At 66.3% G+C, this 20,519-nt stretch carries 20 protein-coding genes; 15 read left to right on the forward strand and 5 right to left on the reverse strand.

The genetic code is table 11. The annotated features are described in order from the left end of the window. Positions 1 to 149: 149 nt before the first annotated feature. Positions 150 to 734 carry an aminoacyl-tRNA hydrolase gene (gene pth / locus H162_RS0111650; protein WP_020653647.1) on the forward strand — a complete coding sequence of 195 codons (585 nt, stop codon included), beginning with the start codon at positions 150 to 152 and terminating at the stop codon, positions 732 to 734. A 162-nt stretch (positions 735 to 896) separates the two neighbouring features. Here the strand turns inward: pth and H162_RS0111655 are convergent, their stop codons facing one another. Next, positions 897 to 2,753 (reverse strand): DUF3857 domain-containing transglutaminase family protein, encoded by a 1,857-nt coding sequence (locus tag H162_RS0111655; RefSeq protein WP_020653648.1) that lies wholly within the window; start codon positions 2,751 to 2,753, stop codon positions 897 to 899. A 96-nt stretch (positions 2,754 to 2,849) separates the two neighbouring features. Between H162_RS0111655 and H162_RS0111660 the strand changes: the two genes are divergently transcribed. From H162_RS0111660 to H162_RS0111685, 6 genes are all read left to right on the forward strand, one after another. Further along, positions 2,850 to 3,947, forward strand: a complete 1,098-nt coding sequence (locus H162_RS0111660; RefSeq protein ID WP_020653649.1) for a patatin-like phospholipase family protein — start codon at positions 2,850 to 2,852, stop codon at positions 3,945 to 3,947. A gap of 164 nt (positions 3,948 to 4,111) precedes the next feature. Further along, positions 4,112 to 5,203, forward strand: coding sequence for a redox-regulated ATPase YchF (gene ychF, locus H162_RS0111665; RefSeq protein ID WP_020653650.1), 1,092 nt, complete (start codon positions 4,112 to 4,114; stop codon positions 5,201 to 5,203). Positions 5,204 to 5,398: 195 nt separating this feature from the next. Next, the gene (locus tag H162_RS0111670) at positions 5,399 to 5,857 is read left to right on the forward strand and encodes a DUF6130 family protein (protein WP_020653651.1); all 459 of its coding nucleotides are present in this window, start codon (positions 5,399 to 5,401) and stop codon (positions 5,855 to 5,857) included. Between the two features lie 142 nt (positions 5,858 to 5,999). Beyond that, positions 6,000 to 6,908 (forward strand): subclass B3 metallo-beta-lactamase, encoded by a 909-nt coding sequence (bla, locus tag H162_RS0111675; RefSeq protein WP_026354532.1) that lies wholly within the window; start codon positions 6,000 to 6,002, stop codon positions 6,906 to 6,908. 95 nt (positions 6,909 to 7,003) lie between these two features. Beyond that, a complete protein-coding gene (locus H162_RS0111680) occupies positions 7,004 to 7,849 on the forward strand; it encodes an MOSC domain-containing protein (protein ID WP_020653653.1) in 846 nt (281 codons plus the stop codon). Between the two features lie 126 nt (positions 7,850 to 7,975). Further along, positions 7,976 to 9,094: a GGDEF domain-containing protein gene (locus tag H162_RS0111685; RefSeq protein WP_026354533.1), complete on the forward strand. Its 1,119-nt coding sequence runs from the start codon at positions 7,976 to 7,978 to the stop codon at positions 9,092 to 9,094. Between the two features lie 23 nt (positions 9,095 to 9,117). Here the strand turns inward: H162_RS0111685 and H162_RS0111690 are convergent, their stop codons facing one another. Continuing rightward, on the reverse strand, positions 9,118 to 11,097 hold the full coding sequence (locus H162_RS0111690; RefSeq protein ID WP_026354534.1) for a monovalent cation:proton antiporter family protein: 1,980 nt from the start codon (positions 11,095 to 11,097) through the stop codon (positions 9,118 to 9,120). A gap of 75 nt (positions 11,098 to 11,172) precedes the next feature. On the opposite strand from H162_RS0111690, the gene H162_RS0111695 reads away from it, so the two are divergent. The 8 genes from H162_RS0111695 (at position 11,173) to H162_RS0111730 (ending at position 17,795) form a co-directional block, all read left to right on the forward strand. After that, the gene (locus tag H162_RS0111695) at positions 11,173 to 12,195 is read left to right on the forward strand and encodes a KpsF/GutQ family sugar-phosphate isomerase (RefSeq protein WP_026354535.1); all 1,023 of its coding nucleotides are present in this window, start codon (positions 11,173 to 11,175) and stop codon (positions 12,193 to 12,195) included. Continuing rightward, a complete protein-coding gene (locus tag H162_RS0111700) occupies positions 12,195 to 12,725 on the forward strand; it encodes a KdsC family phosphatase (protein WP_026354536.1) in 531 nt (176 codons plus the stop codon). The genes H162_RS0111695 and H162_RS0111700 overlap by 1 nt, the downstream gene beginning before the upstream one ends. Positions 12,726 to 12,735: 10 nt before the next feature. Then, positions 12,736 to 13,341: an LPS export ABC transporter periplasmic protein LptC gene (gene lptC / locus H162_RS0111705; protein ID WP_020653658.1), complete on the forward strand. Its 606-nt coding sequence runs from the start codon at positions 12,736 to 12,738 to the stop codon at positions 13,339 to 13,341. Positions 13,342 to 13,371: 30 nt separating this feature from the next. After that, the gene (gene lptA / locus H162_RS0111710; RefSeq protein ID WP_020653659.1) at positions 13,372 to 13,926 is read left to right on the forward strand and encodes a lipopolysaccharide transport periplasmic protein LptA; all 555 of its coding nucleotides are present in this window, start codon (positions 13,372 to 13,374) and stop codon (positions 13,924 to 13,926) included. Further along, positions 13,923 to 14,681, forward strand: coding sequence for an LPS export ABC transporter ATP-binding protein (lptB, locus tag H162_RS0111715; protein WP_020653660.1), 759 nt, complete (start codon positions 13,923 to 13,925; stop codon positions 14,679 to 14,681). Before lptA ends, lptB begins: the two co-directional genes overlap by 4 nt. Positions 14,682 to 14,689: 8 nt before the next feature. Next, positions 14,690 to 16,162 (forward strand): RNA polymerase factor sigma-54, encoded by a 1,473-nt coding sequence (locus tag H162_RS0111720; protein ID WP_020653661.1) that lies wholly within the window; start codon positions 14,690 to 14,692, stop codon positions 16,160 to 16,162. A 57-nt stretch (positions 16,163 to 16,219) separates the two neighbouring features. Beyond that, a complete protein-coding gene (hpf, locus tag H162_RS0111725) occupies positions 16,220 to 16,573 on the forward strand; it encodes a ribosome hibernation-promoting factor, HPF/YfiA family (protein ID WP_020653662.1) in 354 nt (117 codons plus the stop codon). A gap of 136 nt (positions 16,574 to 16,709) precedes the next feature. Next, a complete protein-coding gene (locus H162_RS0111730) occupies positions 16,710 to 17,795 on the forward strand; it encodes an enoyl-CoA hydratase/isomerase family protein (protein ID WP_020653663.1) in 1,086 nt (361 codons plus the stop codon). A 47-nt stretch (positions 17,796 to 17,842) separates the two neighbouring features. Here the strand turns inward: H162_RS0111730 and rapZ are convergent, their stop codons facing one another. From rapZ to H162_RS0111745, 3 genes are read right to left on the reverse strand one after another with little or no spacing between them, the layout of a single operon-like run. Continuing rightward, positions 17,843 to 18,721, reverse strand: coding sequence for an RNase adapter RapZ (gene rapZ / locus H162_RS0111735; RefSeq protein ID WP_020653664.1), 879 nt, complete (start codon positions 18,719 to 18,721; stop codon positions 17,843 to 17,845). 53 nt (positions 18,722 to 18,774) lie between these two features. Next, a complete protein-coding gene (gene hprK / locus H162_RS0111740) occupies positions 18,775 to 19,710 on the reverse strand; it encodes an HPr(Ser) kinase/phosphatase (protein WP_020653665.1) in 936 nt (311 codons plus the stop codon). A 42-nt stretch (positions 19,711 to 19,752) separates the two neighbouring features. Next, positions 19,753 to 20,235, reverse strand: coding sequence for a PTS sugar transporter subunit IIA (locus tag H162_RS0111745; RefSeq protein ID WP_020653666.1), 483 nt, complete (start codon positions 20,233 to 20,235; stop codon positions 19,753 to 19,755). Between the last annotated feature and the right edge of the window lie 284 nt (positions 20,236 to 20,519).

The raw sequence follows: 20,519 nt of genomic DNA on the forward strand, positions 1-20,519 counted from the left end.
CGATGCCGATATCGCGTTCGGCGATCTTGCCGCTAACTACCGACGCGTGGGCAGCAAAGCTGCCCACCCTACGACCGAGCGCGATTCAATCGTCCCGCCGCTTGCCTTTGAGCGATAATCACCTCTTTGTCATTCAAAAAAAACCAAGCATGTCCATCCGTCTGATCGTCGGCCTCGGCAACCCGGGCCCGGAATACGAACAAACCCGCCACAACGCCGGCTTCTGGCTGGTCGACAACCTGGCCAACAGCCTGCCCGGCTGCCGCCTGCAGCGCGAGACGCGCTTCAATGCGATGGTGGCGAAGACCTCGATCGGCGGCAGGGAAGTCTGGCTGCTCGAACCGCTGACCTACATGAACCGTTCCGGCCAGTCGGTCGGCGCGCTGGCGCGCTTCTTCAAGATCAGCCAGGATGAAATCCTGGTCGTGCACGACGAGCTCGATATCGCGCCCGGCGTCGCCAAGCTGAAGAAGGGCGGCTCCTCCGGCGGCCACAATGGCTTGAAGGACATCACGTCGGCGCTCGGCACCCAGGACTACTGGCGCCTGCGCCTGGGCATCGGCCATCCGCGCAGCCTGAACCTGCAGCAGGGCGTGGCCGATTTCGTGCTGCATCGCCCGCGCCGCGAAGAGCAGAGCCTGATCGAAGAATCGATCGACAAGAGCCTGCACATCATCCCGCTGCTGTGTGAAGGCCAGTTCAATGCGGCCACGATGAAGCTGCACACCAATTAAAAAGCTTCTTCGCGAATTGGCAGGAAGCCGCCCGGAGTAGGGTGGACGGCTATGCCGTCCACGCGGTGATAGGCAGCGGTGAGATCATTGCTCCACCATGTCGGTGCCGATAGCGATCACCGCGTGGACAGCAGAGCTGTCCACCCTACAGGATAGAACGCATCACGCTCCCCGGATGACGACCTGCGTGCGCAGATCGCGCAGCATGCGCTCCAGCGCCGGCCGCATGCGCCGGTAATCCGCCGGCGTACAGGTCGCCCCCGTATGCCGGAATTGCAGCCGGCGCTTCACCGTCACCATGTCGCCGCGCCGCGCATAGCGCGAACGGTAGGCGAAGTGGGCGTTCTCGACCACCAGCGGGCGCGGCAGAGCCAGCACCCGCGTACGCGCCGGCAGGCGATAGCGCAGCTCGTCCTCCGCGTCGATGGAAGGGCAGACGAACTCCTGGCCCCGCTCCGGTTCCTGGAGAAAGGTGCGCACCGCATCGCCCAGTCCGCCCCAGAAATCGTAGGCCGTGGCCAGCCCGACCGTGCCGGGAAGCAGGGCGAATCCCGCGCTGGCGCCGGCAAAGGAGAGCGTGTATTCGTCCGCCGTGCCGTCGGCGTCGCCCGGCTCGAACACGCCCTTGCCGTGCTGGCCGAGGCCTTGCAGCATGCGTTCGACGAAGCGTTCGCGTTCGGCCTGCGGCGTGCCGCGGATCACGCGCCGGTAGGGCTCGGCCGCCGCGCCGCCGCTGGTGCGCGTGACCTGGAAGCGGCTGCTGCCGTCGCGGCGGATGTCGAACTGCGTCAGCGTGTGGCTGCGCGCCGGCTGGAATGCCGGGGTCATCGCGAAGGACCCGGTCGCGGCCAGCAGTGCCGGCTTGCCGAGCAGGGCCGGCGGCAGGAAGCCGGCCGCGACCGACTCGGCGGTCGGGTCGAGGTAGAGCTGGAGCGACGGGACGTATACGATGGCATGGTTGAGCACGCCGAGCGTGGGCACGTCCGGCAGCCGGTAGGCATCGCCGTTGTTGACCAGCACCACCGTGCTGTCGATCCCGGCGGAGGTGAGCAGGGCGCTCACGAGGGCCGCATGGTCCTTGCAGTCGCCATAGCGGTTGGCCAGCACGCTGGGCGCGGCATGCGGCACCACGCCGCCGGGACCGAGGTAGACGCCGACATAGCGGATGTGCCGGCGCACCCAGTCGGACAGGGCGAGGGCCCGCGCGCGCGGCGCATCGAGCCCGCGGGTGAGGCTGGCGGCCAGCGCCGTGACGGCGTCGTCCGGCAGGGCCTTGCCGGCGGCCCGTTCCTGGTAGGCGCGGGCGAAGGCGGCGTAGTCGGCGAAGGTGGAGAGGGCGAGCCGCTTGCCGTAGTCGAGGTAGCTGACCGAGTCGGCTTCGATGCGCGCATTGTCGCCGTCGAGGTAGCGCCACTGGTAGCGGCGCCGCCCGGGCGGTTGCCGCGAGGTGACAGGCTCGAAGCCGGCCGCGTCGGCGTGCAGCGGCACTTCAGGCGGCATGTCGACGATGACGCGGTAGTCGCGGTGCCGGTGGAAGCGCGCCGACACCAGGTCTTCGAAGTGGCCCGGGAACAGCGGCGTGTGGCGCCGCACGACGTAGCGCACCATGACCTTGTCTCCCGGCTGGACGTCGGGGAACACCACGATCTTCAGGCGCGTGTCCTGGAACATCGGCGCATCGAGCGAGGCGGTCTCCTGCTGGTCGCGGATCTGGTGCGGCTGCACCGCCAGCTTGCGCCCATCGGCCTTTTCGGTATGGCCTTCCACCGAGACCACCTGGTCGAGCGACTGGTTGTAGCTGAGGTAATACTGCGCGTGCTCCTGCAGCGCTTCCCTGGCGACGATCGTCTTGATCTGCTCCACCGTCAGCAGGTAGCTGCCGTCCGCCTCGACGACGACGTGGCGCAGGTGGCGTTCGACGACGACGCTGTGGTCGGTGCCGGTATCGCGCGCAGCGGCCAGCCGGCAACACAGGAGTAGGCCCGGCAGCAGGCACAGCATGACGAGGCGCAAGAGCATGGCGTTCTCCGGACACGCGACCGGCCCATGTTACGCAGCGGGGACAGCCAGCCCTTGATCCGGCGCAAGCGCGTTCTTCCTGCGATAATTTCGGCCATGAAGGCACTCACTTTTCACGCCGGGCCCCTGGCCCTTGCACAGATCGGCGCGCAAGGCCTGCGGGCCCGGGACGTCGCCATCGTGCCGGCCGCGGCGGGCGGTCCGAAGGGCCTGATCTTCCAGGCCCTCGACCAATGGGTGTTCGGCGAATGGCTGCCGGGCGCGCCGCGCGAGCGCACCCTGATCGGTTCCTCGATCGGCGCCTGGCGCATGGCCGCGGCCTGCCAGCGTGACCCGGCCAAGGCCTTCGCACGCCTCGGCGAGCTGTACGCCGGCCAGCGCTACACCAGCAGGAAGCCGACCCAGCAGGAAATCGACGAGGTGGTGCAGGGCCTGCTGGCCGAGTTCGTGCGCGGCCGCGAGGATGACATCGTCGGCCATCCTCATCACCGCCTGCACCTGCTGACCGTGCGCGGCCTGCGCTCCCTGGCGGCGCCCGCCCACCGCCATGCCGAGCTGCGCGGCTTCGCGGCCGCCGCCCTGCACAATATGGGCGCGCGCGCCTGGCTGGGCCGGCTGATGGAGCGCGTGGTGATCGGCGACCGTCGCGCCGCAGCGCCCTGGCTGCGCGAGCGCTTCGACGCCTTCACGACCCATTTCTCGGCGCTGACGCGCGAGAACCTGGCCTCAGGGCTGCTGGCTTCCGGTACCTTGCCACTCATCATGAAGCCGGTCACCGGCATCGCCGAGGCGCCCGCGGGCAGCTACTGGGACGGCGGCCTCATCGACTACCACCTGGCGCTGCCGTATGCGCGCGCGGCGGGCGAGCAGCGCGGCGACCTCGTGCTGTATCCACATTTTACGCAGCACATCGTGCCGGGCTGGCTGGACAAGGGATTCCCGTGGCGGCGCACGGCGCGCGGCGCCAACCGTGGCTGGCTCGACAACGTGCTGATCGTTGCCCCGTCGGATGCGTTCCTGCGCACCCTCCCGCGCGCCAAGCTGCCGGACCGGAGCGATTTCAAGTTCTTTGGACTGGACCACGACGAGCGCATCCGCAACTGGCAGCGCGCGATCGGGGAAGGGCAGCGCCTGCGCGACGAACTGGCCGCATTCGTCGAGCGGCCCGACCTGGCGCGCATCCAGCCGATCTGAGCGTGACATTGCGGCAATTGCATGCTTTACAGCGTTGCAGTTCCACCCACGCTGGATGCGTGTATCCAGACCGTTTTTTGAGCAGTCGAGACCCAGCGAGGTTACAATGTGAGGTTTGAGGGCGGTTTCGTGATCGCCCGCGTCTATCGAGAGAAAGAATTCCCATGAGCCTCAAATGCGGCATCGTCGGCTTGCCCAACGTCGGCAAGTCCACCCTGTTCAATGCGCTGACCAAGGCCGGCATCCCGGCTGAAAACTATCCGTTCTGCACCATCGAGCCGAACGTCGGCGTGGTCGAGGTGCCGGATCCGCGCATCGACGCGCTGGCCGCGATCGTCAAGCCGGAGCGCGTGGTCAAGGCAATCGTCGAGTTCGTCGACATCGCCGGCCTGGTGGCGGGCGCGTCGAAAGGCGAGGGCCTGGGCAACCAGTTCCTGTCGCACATTCGTGAAACCGATGCGATCGTCAACGTGGTGCGCTGCTTCGAAGACGACAACGTCATTCACGTGGCCGGCAAGGTCAGCCCGCTCGACGACATCGTCGTGATCCAGACCGAACTGGCGCTGGCCGACCTGGGCGCGGTGGAAAAAGCCATCCATCGCGAGGGCAAGAAGGCGCGCTCGGGCGACAAGGATGCCGCCAAGATCGTCGCCCTGTGCGAGAAGATCATGCCGCACCTGAACGATGGCCAGCCGGTGCGCACCGCCGGCCTGGACGCCGACGAGCAGGCCCTGATCAAGCCGCTGCAGCTGATCACCGCCAAGCCGGCCATGTACGTGGCCAACGTGTCGGATACCGGCTTCACCAACAATCCGCTGCTGGACCAGCTGACCGAGTTCGCGAACAAGCAGAACGCGCCGATCGTGGCCATCTGCGCCGCCATCGAATCGGAAATCGCCGACCTGGACGATGCCGACAAGATCGACTTCCTGAAGGACATGGGCATGGACGAGCCGGGCCTGGATCGCCTGATCCGCGCCGGCTTCAAGCTGCTGGGCCTGCAGACCTACTTCACCGCCGGCGTGAAGGAAGTGCGCGCCTGGACCGTGCCGGTCGGCGCCACCGCGCCGCAGGCGGCAGGCGTGATCCACACCGACTTCGAGCGTGGCTTTATCCGTGCGCAGACCATTGCGTACGACGACTTCCTTACCTACAAGGGGGAAGCCGGCGCCAAGGAAGCGGGCAAGATGCGCGCTGAAGGCAAGGAATACATCGTCAAGGATGGGGATGTGCTGAACTTCCTGTTTAACGTCTGATCCGGGAGCAGCGCGGACGCGTCCGCGCTGCGACCAGGCAAGTGAGCGTCCTCTGCGAAGAGGGCGCTTTTTTTTGTCTTGCGATACAAAAATGCCCGGCCGGCGCAGCCTCCAGACAAAGACGGATATACGCCAGATACATGAGCGGCCCAGAATCCTCCTTACGAAAGCAACCACTTGTACTGGAGGAATGCCATGTCGATGTCCTTGAAGCAGCTGGCCGCCGCAGGCGCCCTTGTCCTGGTCAGTGCCGGCGCATGGGCGCAATCCCCCGACAGCCAGCGTCCGCCGGCGGTATTGCCGCTCGCATCGGAAGCGCCACCGAAAGTGATCGCCTACGCGCCGGTTCCCGAAGCCCTGGCGCGCGGCGTGATCATCATCCAGCACCGCACCGAGAACGCACGCCTGATGCCGGTATTCGGCCCCAAGGCGGCCGAGGTCACGCCGCGCATCAACCACCTCCACGTGTCGGTGGACGACCAGCCGATGCGCTGGGCCCATACCAGCACCGACCCGATCATCGTGGTCGGACTGAAGCCGGGCAAGCACACGATCCTGCTCGAACTGGCCGATCCGACCCACAAGATCCTCACCAGCGAAAGGGTGACGGTCACCGTGCCCGAAGTAAAAGCCGCCGGCCACCAAGGCCATTGAGCGGAGTGGGGCCGGGCGCAATGGCCCGACCCAGCCGGCAGCAAGCCAGCTACAATGCGGTGGCGCCAGAACCGTTACCCCGTCCGCCGCATTGCGAGGACCCGACCAGGGTCTTTTTTTACACCCTCGAGCTTGCCGGTTTATGAAGAAAATGTTTCAAGCCAGCGCCTTTGCCCTGGCCCTGATGTCCTCCTCCGCCTTCGCCCAGGACGCGATCCACTGCTCCATGTGCGAGGAATGGAACCGTCCCGCCACGCCGTTCAACATCTACGGCAACGCCTGGTACGTCGGCACGGCCGGCCTGTCGGCGGTGCTGGTGACCGGCCCGCAAGGCCACGTGCTGATCGACGGCGCGCTGCCGCAGTCGGCCCCGCTGATCCGCAGGAACGTCGAAACGCTGGGCTTCAGGATGCAGGACATCAAGCTGATCCTGAACTCGCACCCGCACTTCGACCACGCCGGCGCCATCGCCGAGCTGCAGCGCGCCAGCGGCGCGACGGTGGCCGCCAGCCCGCACGCGGCCCAGGTGCTGCGCGACGGCACCCCGGGCGCCGACGATCCGCAGTACGACCCGAAGGAGCGCTTCCACATTCCGAAAGTGGACAAGGTGAAGGAAGTCCTGGATGGCGAAACCCTGTCGGTCGGCCCGCTGCGCATGACCGTGCACTACACGCCGGGCCACACGCCGGGCGGCACCACCTGGACCTGGCAATCCTGCGAGAAGGGCAAGTGCATGAACATGGTGTACGCCGACAGCCTCACGGCAGTGTCGACGGACGGCTTCTACTACAGCGGCGGCGACCATTATCCCGACCGGTCGGCGAGCTTCCGCAAGACCATCGACAAGGTCGCCAACCTGAAGTGCGACATCCTGATCGCCGCCCATCCTTCGTTCGGCGACCTGTTCGGCAAGGCGGCCGCGCGCACCGCGGACAACAACTCCTTCATCGATCCGGACGGCTGCCGCAAGCTGGCCGCCAGCGCCGGCCGCAATTTCGACACGCGCCTTGAACGCGAGCGCGAGCAAAAGGCGAAAGCGATCGCCCACTGAGACCCTGGCGCGGGCCTCATCCGGAATGGGTGGGGCCGTGCCGGCGGCCGCGTTTGCTGCCATACTGGCGGTCTTTTCCCGTACGACCCGACAGCATGGCCATCCTTTCCGAACTCGTCCTCTATCCGATCAAGTCCTGCGCCGGCATCTCGGTGCCCGAAGCCGAACTGAGCATCGCCGGCCTGTCAGTCGATGGCGTGCACGACCGCGAATGGATGCTGGTATCGCGCGAAGGGAAATTCCTGACCCAGCGCGAATACCCGCGCATGGCGCTGGTCAGGCCGCAGGTGGCCGACGGCGCCCTCGTGGTCGAGGCGCCCGGCATGCCGGCGCTGCGCCTGCCGCTGGCGTTTGACGCGGCCGCGCCCGCCATGCAGGTGCAGATCTGGGACCACAGCGTCTCCGCCGCCGATTGCGGCGACGCGGCGGCGGCCTGGTTCGCCGACGCCATCGGCGGCCCCTGCCGCCTGGTGCGCTTCCGCCCCGACATCGTGCGCCCGACCAGCACCAGGTGGACCGGCGGCGTTCCGGCCCAGGCCCTGTTCGCCGACGGCTACCCGCTGCTGCTGATCGGCCAGGCCTCGCTCGACGACCTGAACGCGAAGCTGGCGGCAAGCGGCCGCGCGCCGCTGCCGATGAACCGCTTCCGGCCCAACCTCGTGGTCGAGGGCATCGAAGCGTTCGAGGAGGATTTCGTCGAATCGTTCGACGCCGATGGCGTGGCGCTGCGCCCGGTCAAACCCTGTGCGCGCTGCCCGATCCCGTCCATCGACCAGGCCAGCGGCGTCGCCGGGCCCGATCCGATCGACATCCTGGTCACCTACCGCGCCAACCCGCGCATGGAAGGCGCGGTCTGCATGGGCATGAACTGCATCGTCATTGACGGCGTCGGCCGGCGCCTCTTCGTCGGCCAGCAACTCGACGCCAGCATCGCCTTCTGAACCAGGCGCCGCGCGATTCTTGCCCATTGGCAACTGTGTCGCGTATTCGCCCGTGCCAAGGCGTTTTTCGTTTCCAAGCAGCGACAGATGGCGTAATGTTACGCCTAATTGCTGAAAGGAATTTCCATGCACGAGCCAGACGCGTTGACGCGAGAACTCATGGCGGAAAACGAGACCCTGCGCGCGCGCATGGCTTACCTGCTAGAACAGGCGGAGCGTAACCACGAGATCATGTGCCGGCACCAGGCCTTCGACCTGCAGATCGTGGGCGCGGGCAGCTTTCCCGAGCTGGTCGGCACGATCTTCCGCACCTTGCCGGTCATTTCCGAACTCGACATCGTGACCCTGTCGCTGGTCGACCAGGACGCCGACATCTACACCGTGATGCACCGGCTGGGCGTCGATTTCGACCAGTTCCCGAACCTGATGTTCTGCGAGCATGCGGCCGAGCTGGGCTACGACCTGTCTCCGGGACAGCGCCCGCGTGCGCTGCTGGGACCGTATGCGCCGGCGCAGCATTGCGCGATGTTCCCGCATCCGCCGGCCGGCCTGCAGAGCGTGGCGCTGGTGCCGCTGCTGCGCAATACCCGCCTGATCGGCAGCCTGAACCTGGGCAGCGCCGATCCGCACCGCTTCACGCCCAACCTCGGCACCGATTTCGTCGAGCACCTGGGATCGATCATCGCGATCTGCCTCGAGAACGTGATCAGCAACGAGATGCTCAAGTACATCGGGCTGACCGATTCGCTGACCGGGGTGTACAACCGCCGCTACATCGACCGCCGCCTGCTCGAGGAAGTCGCGAGGGCGCAGCGCCAGGGCTACGGCTTGTCGTGCATGTACATCGACATCGACCATTTCAAGCAGGTCAACGACACCGTGGGACACCAGGGCGGCGACGAAGTGCTGCGCGAAGTCTCGGCGCGCATCAAGGCCGAGCTGCGCATGTCGGACGCGCTGGGACGCTTCGGCGGCGAGGAATTCGTGGTGCTGCTGATCGACGCCGACCTGGAGAGCGCGAGCATGGTGGCGCAGCGCATCCGCGCCAGCGTCGCCAGCCAGCCGGTCGACCTGGGCAATGGCGAGCGGGTGGCGGTGACGGTGTCGATCGGGGTGGCGGCGCTGTCCGATGTCGAGCGCGAGCAGGTGATCGAGGACGTGGCCCAGGAACTGGTGGCGACGGCGGATGCCGCGCTGTACCAGGCCAAGGCCGATGGCCGCAATCGCGTGGTGACGTACTCGTAGGCTGGGCGGCTGAGCCGTCCACCCTACAGCAAGCGCTCCTCCGCCCGCCCGACCGCCTCGCCTTCGCCGCGCAACACCACCACATCCCCCGCCATCAGCGCCGTATCCGGCCCGGCATCGACGCGCTGCCCGGCGCGCCGCAGCGCCGTCACCTCGGCGCCCACCTCATCCAGCCTCAGCTCCCCCAGCGCCTTGCCGACCGCCGCGGACTGGTCGTGCAGGCGCACCGAATGCAGCCGCACATAGTTGTGCTCCGGATCGTCGCTGATGTCGCCGGCGCCATGGAAGTAGCCGCGCAGCGCCGCATAGCGCTCGTCGCGCGCGGCCTGCACGCGGTGCACCACGCGCCGCAGCGGCACGCCCAGGGTCAGCAGGGCGTGCGAGGCCAGCATCAGGCTGCTCTCCAGCGCTTCCGGCACCACCTCGGTGGCGCCGGCGCGCTTGAGCGTGTCGAGGTCGCTGTCGTCGAGGCTGCGCACGATCACCGGCAGGGCCGGCGCCAGCTCGTGCACCAGGTGCAGCACCTTGAGCGCCAGGCGCGTGTCGGCGCAGGTGATCACGAGGGCGCTGGCGCGGTTGATGCCGGCCGCGATCAGGCTCTCGCGCCGCGTCGCGTCGCCGTAGGACACGCTGGCGCCGGCCGCCTGGGCTTCCTGCACCCGCTCCGGATCCAGGTCGAGCGCGTACCAGGGCAGCTTTTCCTCGGTCAGCAGGGTGGCCAGGCTCTGGCCGCTGCGCCCGAAGCCGGCGATGATCACGTGCTTCTGGGTCTTCATGGTGCGCGTCGCCAGCTGGGTCAGCTGCAGCGACTGCATCATCCATTCGTTGGCCGCGACCTTCATCACGATCTTGTCCGAGTTGGCGATGACGAGCGGCGCGATCAGCATCGACAGCACCATCGAGGCCAGCACCAGCTGCATCAGGAAGGGATCGATCAGCTTCGAGCCGGAGGCCAGGTTCAGCAGCACGAAGCCGAATTCGCCGGCCTGCGCCAGCGCCAGGCCGGTGCGCATCGACACCCCGTCCGAGGAGCCGAACAGCTTGGCCAGCCCGGCGATCAGGGCGAACTTGAGCAGCACCGGCAGCACCAGCAGCGCCAGCACCAGCCACCAGTTGGCCAGCACCAGCTGCAGGTTGAGCAGCATGCCGATGGTGATGAAGAACAGCCCCAGCAGCACGTCGCGGAAGGGCTTGATGTCTTCTTCCACCTGGTGCTTGTACTGGGTCTCGGAAATCAGCATGCCGGCCACGAAAGCCCCCAGCGCCAGCGACAGGCCGGCCCGCTCGGTGATCCAGGCCGCGCCCAGGGTCACCAGGAGCAGGTTCAGCATGAACAGTTCCTGCGAACGGCGCTTGACCACCACCGTGAACCAGCGCCGCATCAGCTTCTGGCCGAAGAACAGCAGCAGGGCCAGCACCAGGGCCGCCTTCAGCGCCGCCCAGCCCAGGGTGACCGGCAGGTCCTCGGGATTGCGCGCCAGCGCAGGGATCATGATCAGCAGCGGCACCACGGCCAGGTCCTGGAACAGCAGGATGCCGATGATGCGCCGCCCGTGCTCGGTCTCCAGCTCGATCCGCTCGGTCAGCAGCTTGACCACGATCGCGGTGGACGACATCGCCAGCGCGCCGCCCAGCGCGAACGCGGCCTGCCAGCTGACCTGCAACTGCGGCGTCAGGTAGGACACCAGCTGGGCGAAGACGATGGTGGCGACGATGGTCAGGACGACCTGGGCCATCCCGAGTCCGAACACGATGCGCCGCATCGATTTGAGCTGGGCCAGGGAAAATTCGAGCCCGATGGAAAACATGAGGAACACGACACCGAACTCGGCCAGCGCATGGGTGGCGGGGCTGTCGTCGGCCAGGGCCAGGGCGTGCGGGCCGATCAGCACGCCGACGGCCAGGTAGCCGAGCATCGGCGGCAGGTGCAGCATCCGGAAGGCGACCACGCCCAGGACGGCGCAGCCCAGCAGGAGAAGGGTTAGTTCAAGTCCTGAATGCATCGGCTCCCGCCTGGTGGGTGTTGTTTGTTACGTCTGGCAAGTTTTTTGCTTTCCCAATTCGTTTATACTTCCAGAATGAGTGTAACCCATGAAAAAATAATGCTGAAAAGTTTTGACGAGAACCAGGCCCGCCGCCTGCTGGAGTTGGGGCGCGAAACCCTGGCCATCGAGGCCGATGCGATCCGCGCGCTGCACGCCCGCCTGGGCGGCGACGACAGCTTCGTGCGCGCCGCCGAGCTGATGTATGCCTGCGAAGGGCGCGTCATCGTGTCCGGCATGGGCAAGTCCGGCCATATCGGCCGCAAGATCGCCGCCACCCTGGCCTCGACCGGCACCCCGGCCTTCTTCGTCCACCCGGGCGAGGCCGCGCACGGCGACCTGGGCATGGTTACCCCGAAAGACGTGTTCGTCGCCATCTCGTATTCCGGCGAATCGACCGAACTGCTCGACATCCTGCCGGTCGTCAAGCGCATGGGCACGTCCGTGATCGCCATGACCGGCAAGCCGCAGTCCAACCTGGCCCAGCTGGCCGACGTCCACCTCAACGTCGCGGTGGACAAGGAAGCCTGCACCCTGAACCTGGCGCCGACCACCAGCACCACCGTCACGCTCGCCATGGGCGACGCGCTGGCCGTGGCGCTGCTCGATACGCGCGGCTTCCGCGAGGAAGACTTCGCGATGTCGCATCCGGGCGGCGCGCTGGGCCGCCGCCTGCTGACCCATGTGCGCGACGTGATGCGCAGCGGCGACGCGGTGCCGGCCGTGGCGCCCGAGGTGCCGCTGGCCAAGGCGCTGCTCGAGATCACCCAGAAGGGCATGGGCATGACCGCCGTGATCGACGAAGAACGCCGCCCGATCGGCGTGTTCACCGACGGCGACCTGCGCCGCCTGATCGAACGCTTCCACGATTTCTCCAACATCACCATCCGCGACGTGATGCACGCCAACCCGCGCCGCGTCCACCCGGAACAGCTGGCGGTCGACGCCGTCGCGGTGATGGAGGAATTCCGGATCAACCAGATGCTCGTGGTCGACCATGAAGACCGCCTGGTCGGCGCCCTGCACATCCACGACCTGACCCGCGCCAAGGTGATCTGATGAAGCCGTTAGCACACATGGAGCGCGCAGCGCGCGTGAAAGTCATGATTTTCGACGTCGACGGCGTGCTGACCGACGGCAGCCTCACCTACGGCCCGGACGGCGAAGTCACCAAGACCTTCAACGTGCTCGACGGCCTGGGCATCCAGCTGCTGGGCAAGACCGGGGTGCAGACCGCGATCATCAGCGCGCGCAACTCGCCGATCGTGGTCAAGCGCGCGGCCGACCTGGGCATCGCCCACGTCTACCAGGGCATCCACGACAAGCGCGTCGGCTTCGCCAAGCTGCTCGAGGCCACCGGCGTCACGGCCGAGGAGTGCGGCTACATCGGCGACGACGTGATCGACCTGCCGCTGCTGTTGAAGGTCGGCTTCGCGGTCGCGGTGCCATCCGGCCACCCCGAGGTGCAGCACCGCGCCCACTACGTGACCCGCAACCCGGGCGGACGCGGCGCCGTGCGCGAGGTGTGCGACCTCGTCATGCGCGCCCAGGGCACCTACGAACAGGCACTGGCCCCGTATTTTGCGTAAAAAAACCGTCATGGCCACCTACGTCAACAAGCGCACCGCACACCGCTGGAAGCTGCTGTCGGTCATGATGCTGGGCGTGTTCTGCGCCTTCGGCAGCTTCTGGCTGCTGCAGCTGATGCAGGATGCCGACCCGGATGCGCAGCTGGGCGGACCGCCGAACGAACCCGACTACATCGTCGAGAACTTCTCGTTCGTGCGCATGACGGACAATGGCCAGCCGAGCTACGTGGTGTCCGGCAGGCGCCTGGCGCACCGGCCGCTGGGCGACGTCTCCGACGTCGACCAGCCGGTCATGCGCGGCATCGCGCCGGGCCGGCCGCCGCTGACGGTGCATTCCGATCGCGCGCGCATCTATCACCAGGAACACCGGGTCGACCTGCTCGGCAATGTCGACGCCCAGCGTCCGGCCACGCCGAAGTCCGAATCGCTGCGCATCCGCACCGAGGCCCTGACCCTGCTGCCCGACGAAGAGATCATGAAGACCGACCAGCCGATCGAGATGCAGCTCGGCGCGTCCAGCGTGCGCGGCACCGGCATGGTGGCGAACAACGCGACCCAGAAGCTGCACCTGGCCACCCGCGGCCAGATCGTCTACCCGCCACGCGAGCGCCGCTAGGGCGCCGCGTCTACACAGGACCAGCACAAAATGAAGAAACACATCGCTGCCGCTTTCCTCTCCCTGGTGTCGCTCACGGCCTTCGCCGAGCGCGCCGATTCGCTCAAGCAGGCAGTCATCAACTTCGACTCGCTCGACGTCGACGAGGTCACCCAGACCCGCATCCTGACCGGCAACGTGGTCGTCACCCGCGGCACCCTGGTGCTGAAGTCCGACCGCGCCCTGGTCAAGGAGACCCCGGAAGGCTACATGAGCGTGACCCTGACCTCGAATCCGGGCAAGGTCGCGACCTTCCGCCAGAAGCGCGACGGCGGCCCCGACCTGTGGGTCGAAGGGCAGGCCCAGCGCATCGAATACGACGAGCGTTCCGAGGTCGTCAAGCTGTTCTCGAGCGCGATCGTGAAGGAGCTCGAGAAGACCCGCGTGACCAACGAGATCACCGCGCCCTTCATCGCCTACGACAACCGCAAGGAAGTCGCCACCGTGCGCAACGACGCCAGCGGCGAGAGCAAGGTCGGCGGCGGACGCGGCACCCTGATCCTGGCCCCGAAACGCAGCACGCCCGCAGAGCAAGGGAAGCAATGATGGCAGTACCGGAATGTGGCAGCACCCTGATCGTCAAGGGCCTCCAGAAAAGCTACGGCAAGCGCATGGTCGTGCACGACGTGTCGCTGCAGGTCGAGTGCGGCGAAGTGGTCGGCCTGCTGGGCCCGAACGGCGCCGGCAAGACCACCTCGTTCTACATGATCGTCGGCCTGGTGCCGTCGGACGCCGGCACCATCGACATCAACGGCACCGACATCTCGAGCCTGCCGATCCACCGGCGCGCGGTGCTCGGCCTGTCCTACCTGCCGCAGGAAGCCTCGGTATTCCGCAAGCTGACCGTGGAAGAGAACATCCGCGCGGTGCTGGAACTGCAGCGCGTGAACGGCAAGCCGCTGACCCGCGACCAGATCAACGAGCGCCTCGACACCCTGCTGGCCGACCTGCAGATCGAGAAGCTGCGCGAGAGCCCGGCGCTGGCGCTGTCGGGCGGCGAGCGGCGCCGCGTCGAGATCGCGCGCGCGCTGGCGACCAACCCGCGCTTCGTGCTGCTCGACGAGCCGTTCGCGGGCGTGGACCCGATCGCGGTGATCGAGATCCAGCGCATCGTGCGCTTCCTGAAGGAGCGCCAGATCGGCGTCCTGATCACCGACCACAACGTGCGCGAGACGCTGGGCATCTGCGACCGCGCCTACATCATCAACCAGGGTTCGGTGCTGGCCTCGGGCCGCCCTGACGATATCATTGCCGACGAATCCGTACGCCGAGTCTATCTCGGCGAACACTTCCGAATGTAGATGTAGCGATGAAACAGTCCCTGCAACTCCGCACGTCGCAGCACCTCGCGCTGACCCCGCAACTCCAGCAGTCGATCCGCTTGCTGCAGCTGTCCACGCTCGAACTGCATCAGGAGATCGAGCAGATACTGTCCGATAATCCGATGCTCGAACGGCTCGACGATCCGCTCGACCACTCGGTGCGCCTGCTGGCCGATGGCGCCATCAACAACTCGCCCGCGAATGGCGAGGCGCCCGCGCCCGCGCAAGGCGAAGAGGGCGCGGCCGCGCCCGCCGAAGCCGAGGGCGGCGAGGGCGGCGGCGAGGGCGAGCGCGATGCGCCCGATGCCGACTGGGGCGGCGAAGGCGGCGGCGCGCGCAGCGGCGACGACGAGGATGGCCGGCCGCAGCTGGAAGCCGGCAGCATCACCCTGCGCGAGCACCTGATGGAACAGGTGCGCACGACCGGGCTCATGATGCGCGACCGCGCGCTGGCCGAGCTGGTCATCGATGCGCTCGACGACAACGGCTACCTCGAGGAGCCGCTGGAAGAGATCCACGCGCGCCTGCCGGAAGAGCTCGAGGTCGACATGGACGAGCTGCGCTGCGCGCTGGCGCTGGTGCAGAGCTTCGATCCGGTCGGCGTCGGCGCGCGCAGCGCGGGCGAATGCCTGGCCCTGCAGATCCGCCGCATGTCCGGGGTGCCGATGGTGACGCGGCGCCTGGCGCTGAAGATCGTCGAAGGCTACCTGAGCTGGTTCGCGCAGCGCGAATACAGCAAGCTCAAGAAGGCACTCGACTGCGACGACGAAGACTTGCGCGAAGTCCAGGCCGTGGTGCGTCAATGCAATCCGCATCCGGGCGCGGCGTTCGCGTCGAACGTGTCAGACTACGTGGTGCCGGACGTGATCGTGCGGCGCGCCAAGAACGGCTGGGCCGTCATGCTGAACCCGGACGTCATGCCGCGCCTGCGCGTCAACAGCGTTTATGCAGCGCTGCTCAAGCAGGGAAAATGCGAGAGCACGATGAATGCGCAGCTGCAGGAAGCGAAGTGGCTGATCAAGAACATGCGCCAGCGTTTCGACACCATCCTCCGTGTGGCGGAGGCGATTGTGGAGCGTCAGCGCAACTTTTTCTCCCACGGCGCGGTTGCCATGCGTCCCCTTGTTTTACGTGAGATAGCTGATACACTAGGCCTACACGAAAGCACCATTTCTCGTGTTACAACGCAGAAGTACATGCTGACTCCGCACGGCATGTTCGAGTTGAAATATTTCTTCGGGAGCCATGTTGCGACCGAAGCGGGGGGGGAAGCCTCCTCGACGGCAATCCGCGCATTGATTGCGCAATTGACAGGAGCAGAAGACCCTAGGAATCCTTTATCCGATAGCAAGATCGCGGAGATGCTCGGGGAACAAGGCATGGTCATTGCGCGCAGGACGGTTGCCAAATATCGCGAAGCGCTCAAGATCCCTCCCGTCAGTCTCCGCAAATCCTTGTAACAGCGCTGCCCACCCTTGCCTTGTGCGCGGGCGGCGCGACTTTTCAAAGGAGTGTGTATGAACCTCACAATCAGTGGACACCATCTCGAAGTGACTCCCGCTATCCGTGAATACGTTCAGAATAAGCTCGAGCGCATCACCCGGCATTTCGACCAAGTGATCGACACCCACGTGTTCCTCGCCGTCGACAACCTCACTGAAAAAGAAAAAAGGCAGAAGGCTGAAATCAACCTTCAGTTGTCAGGCAAGATATTGCACGTCGCTAGCGCCGCGCAAGACCTCTACGCTGCTATCGACACCTTGATGGACAAGCTGGACAGGCAGGTTCTGAAGCACAAGCAGATGTTAAGGAATCATAGTCGTGAGGCGCTCAAGCGCCTGCCGGAAAACGGCGAAGCTGCTGCAGCCTGACCTGGTCGGCGCAGGGCACCATAGCTAAGGGCGTCTGAGGGGACGCCCTTTTTGCATCCGCGTTGTGCATGGGCGTTTGCGTCCGTTTCCCCCCGCGTTCTGTAGAATGCATGTCTTTTCCATCACAGAACATGTTATGACCGACCACGTCCTGACCCGCGTCGCCAACCGCACCGGCATCATCACCCTGGACCGCCCGAAAGCGCTGAATTCCCTGTCGCTCGAGATGGTGCGCGCCCTGACCGCCACCCTGCTCGCATGGCGCGAGGATGCGCAGGTCGAAGCCGTGGTGATCGCCAGCAGCAGCGAGAAGGCGCTGTGCGCCGGCGGCGACATCCGCTTCTTCCACGATGCCGGCCGCGCCACGCCGACTGGCGGCAGCGCATTGCTGGAAGACTTCTTCACCGAAGAGTACGCACTCAATCACCTCATCCATTTCTATCCGAAGCCGTATATCGCCGTGATGGATGGCGTGGTCATGGGCGGCGGCATGGGCATCGCGCAGGGCGGTCCGGATTGCGGGCTGCGCATCGTGACCGAGCGCACCAGGATGGCGATGCCCGAAGTGAACATCGGCCTGTTCCCGGACGTGGGCGGCAGCCACTTCCTGTCGCATGCGCCTGGGCAGCTTGGCAACTATCTCGGCCTGACCGGCCTGACCATCGGCGCGGCCGATGCGCTGTATGTGGGACTGGCCGACGTGTTCGTGCCGGGCGCCGAACTGGGTGGCTTGACGCAGCTGGTGGAAAGCACGCGCGGAGGCGAATTGCCGGCGGCGATACGCGCATTCGCGGCGCCGTTTGCGCAGCAGGCGGGGGAGAGCGGGCTGCAACAGCAGCGCGCGGCGATCGATGCGCACTTCGGGGCGGCGTCGGTGGCGGCGGTGATGGAGTCGCTGTCGCGCGACGAGTCTCCGTTCATGCAGAAGGCGCTGAAGGCGATGCGCCAGCGCTCGCCCTTGATGATGTGCGTGACGCGCGAACTGCTGGCGCGCGGCGCGGCGATGGACGTGGCGGGCTGCCTGCGCATGGAGCGCTCGGTGGTGCGGCGCAATTTCGAGCATGGCGAAGTGCTCGAAGGCGTGCGCGCGCTGGTGATCGACAAGGACAATGCGCCGCAGTGGAATCCGGCGAGCCTGGACCAGGTGACGCCGGAGATGGTGGGGCGCTTCTTCGAGCCGGTGTGGCCGGAGCATGCGCATCCGTTGCGGCATCTTTCGTGACCTGGCGCCGCCTGGCGCCGTCAGCGCCCCAGTGGCGCCGATGACGGTCAGGCCGTCGCGTTCTTCGGCTGTTCCCGGTGCCTGACCACGACCCTTTCGGTCGCGCTGAAGTAGGCTCCCAGCCTTTCCGCCATGTACACCGAGCGATGCTGCCCGCCGGTGCAGCCCACCGCCACGGTGAGATAGCTGCGGTTGTCCGTCTTGAACGACGGCAGCCACTTCTCCACGAACTGGCGGATATCCTCCAGCATCGAGGCCGCGCTCGGCTGGGCGTCGAGGAAGGCGATCACCGGCGCGTCCTTGCCGGTCAGGGGGCGCAGCGACAGGTCGTAGTACGGATTCGGAATCGCGCGCACGTCGAACACGAAGTCGGCGTCGAGCGGCACGCCGACCTTGAACGCGAACGATTCGAAGAACAGGGTCAGCGGCGCATGCGCGGTCTCGGCCAGTTCCTTGATCCAGGCGCGCAGCTTGTTGGCCGACAGTTCGGAGGTGTCGATCACATGCCCCAGGTTCTCGATCGCCGACAGGCGCTCGCGTTCCTCGGCGATGCATTCGATCAGGGTGCGGCGCGAGGCCGGGTTCTCGCCCGGACGCAGCTCGTGCGAGAGCGGATGGCTGCGGCGGGTTTCGGAAAAGCGCGCGACCAGCGAATGGGTGCTGGCGGTCAGGAACATCACCTTGACCGCATGGCCTTCCTCGCGCAGGCGGCGCACGCTCACCGGCAGTTCCACCAGCGACTCGGCGCTGCGGGCGTCGACCGCGACCGCGATCTTGCCGGTGCCGGATTCATTCACCGTGTTCACGAGGGCCGGCAGCAGCGCCGGCGGCAGGTTGTCGACGCAATAATAGCCCGCGTCTTCGAGAACGTTGAGGGCGACCGACTTGCCCGAGCCTGAAATACCGGTAATGAGGACGATGTGCATGATGCGGGGATGATACCGCAATGCCTGCATGCTTGTCCCGCGCCGAACGCGGGTCAGTCGCCGCTCATGGCCTGGCGCTGGCGCTCCATGAACTCCTGCAGCGTGTCGATGCCGCGCAGCTGCAGGATGGTGTTGCGCACCGCGGCCTCCAGCAGCACCGCGATGTTGCGGCCGGCCGCCACCGGGATCACGACCTTGCGGATCGGCAGGCCGAGCACGTCCTCGGTCGGGAAGTGGAAGGGCAGGCGCTCGACTTCCTCGTCCAGCGCGCCGCGCTTGACCAGGTGGACGATCAGTTTCAAGCGCATCTTGCGCCGCACCGCGGTCTCGCCGAAGATCGCCTTGATGTCGAGCAGGCCCAGGCCGCGCACTTCCAGCAGGTTCTGCAGCAGCGGCGGGCAGCGGCCCTCGATCATGTTCGGCGCGATGCGCGAGAATTCCACCGCGTCGTCGGCCACCAGGCCGTGCGAACGCGAGATCAGCTCCAGGCCCAGCTCGCTCTTGCCCAGGCCCGAATCGCCGGTGATCAGCACGCCCACGCCCAGCACGTCCATGAACACGCCGTGCATGATGACGCGATGCGCCAGCTTCTTCGACAGGTAGACGCGCAGGAAGTCGATCACCTGCGCCGCCGGCAGCGGGGTCGAGAACAGCGGGATGTTCTGCTCGTCGCAGATGGCCAGGATGTCGGGCGGCGTCTCCAGTCCCTGCGCGATGATCAGCGCCGGCGGACCGCCGCCGACCAGCTCGCCGATCACGTGGCTGCGCGAGCTCGACTTGAGGCGGTGGTAGTAGTTCAGTTCCTGGTGCCCGAACACCTGGATCCGGCCCGGGTGGATCAGGTTCAGGTGGCCGACCTGGTCGGCGGCCGAGGCGGCGTCGCCCGCGATCTGCCGCTCGCCACCCGGGAAACCCGCGAACCAGCCGAGCTGCAGGCTATCGCGGTTGTCGTCGTACAGACGTTGGATGGTCAGCGGAGTCTGCAGCATGGCGTCATGGGGTCAAAGCGGTGAAATTTCCGCAAAGACAGTTTAACCCAGGGCCTGCAAGCTGGGTTGCCAGTTGATGATGCGCTCATGGACCGACTTCGGGTCCGGGTCGGTGGCCAGGGCCGTGCGTATCGCTTCGTCGGAGAACAGTTCGGCGATCTCGGACAGGATTTCCAGGTGCTGCTGGGTGACGTGGTCGGGGATCAGCAGGAAGAACAGCAGGCTGACCGGCTGGCCGTCGGGCGACTCGAAGGGAATCGGCTCCTTCAGGCGCACGAAGGCCGCGAGCGGCGCCTTCAGGCTCTTGCTGCCCTTGATGCGGCCATGCGGGACGGCGACACCATGGCCCAGTCCGGTCGAACCGAGGCGCTCGCGCGCGAACAGGTTGTCCGACACGGTGGAGCGGGCGATGCCACAGTTGTTTTCGAAGATCAGGCCGGCCTGCTCGAAAGCGCGTTTCTTGCTCGAGACTTCAAGGTCGAGCTGCACATTCTCGAGCGAGAGGATTTTGCTAAGGTTCGTCATAACGTTTGGTGCGGGGCACAAGGGGTGCTTGCGAGCACGAATTATAGGCCTGTTTCACAGCCGTGACATTCGATTTGTTGGCCCGCTGCCAGCGGGCATGGCACCCGGATTACCCAGGCATACATACTGTTATTTCTCTTCCATTTTGGAGCGCAATTTCCTCAACGAAATCGCGTTCCGGAGCCGCTAAACGGTTGCTGCCAAGTCCTTACGCCGACGTTTATACCCGTGTGCTTAAAAAACGTGCAGATCAAAAAAAGTCGCGCGAACACTTGCCTGCGCGG

It is taken from the genome of Massilia niastensis DSM 21313, assembly GCF_000382345.1.
GTDB lineage: Bacteria > Pseudomonadota > Gammaproteobacteria > Burkholderiales > Burkholderiaceae_D > Telluria > Telluria niastensis.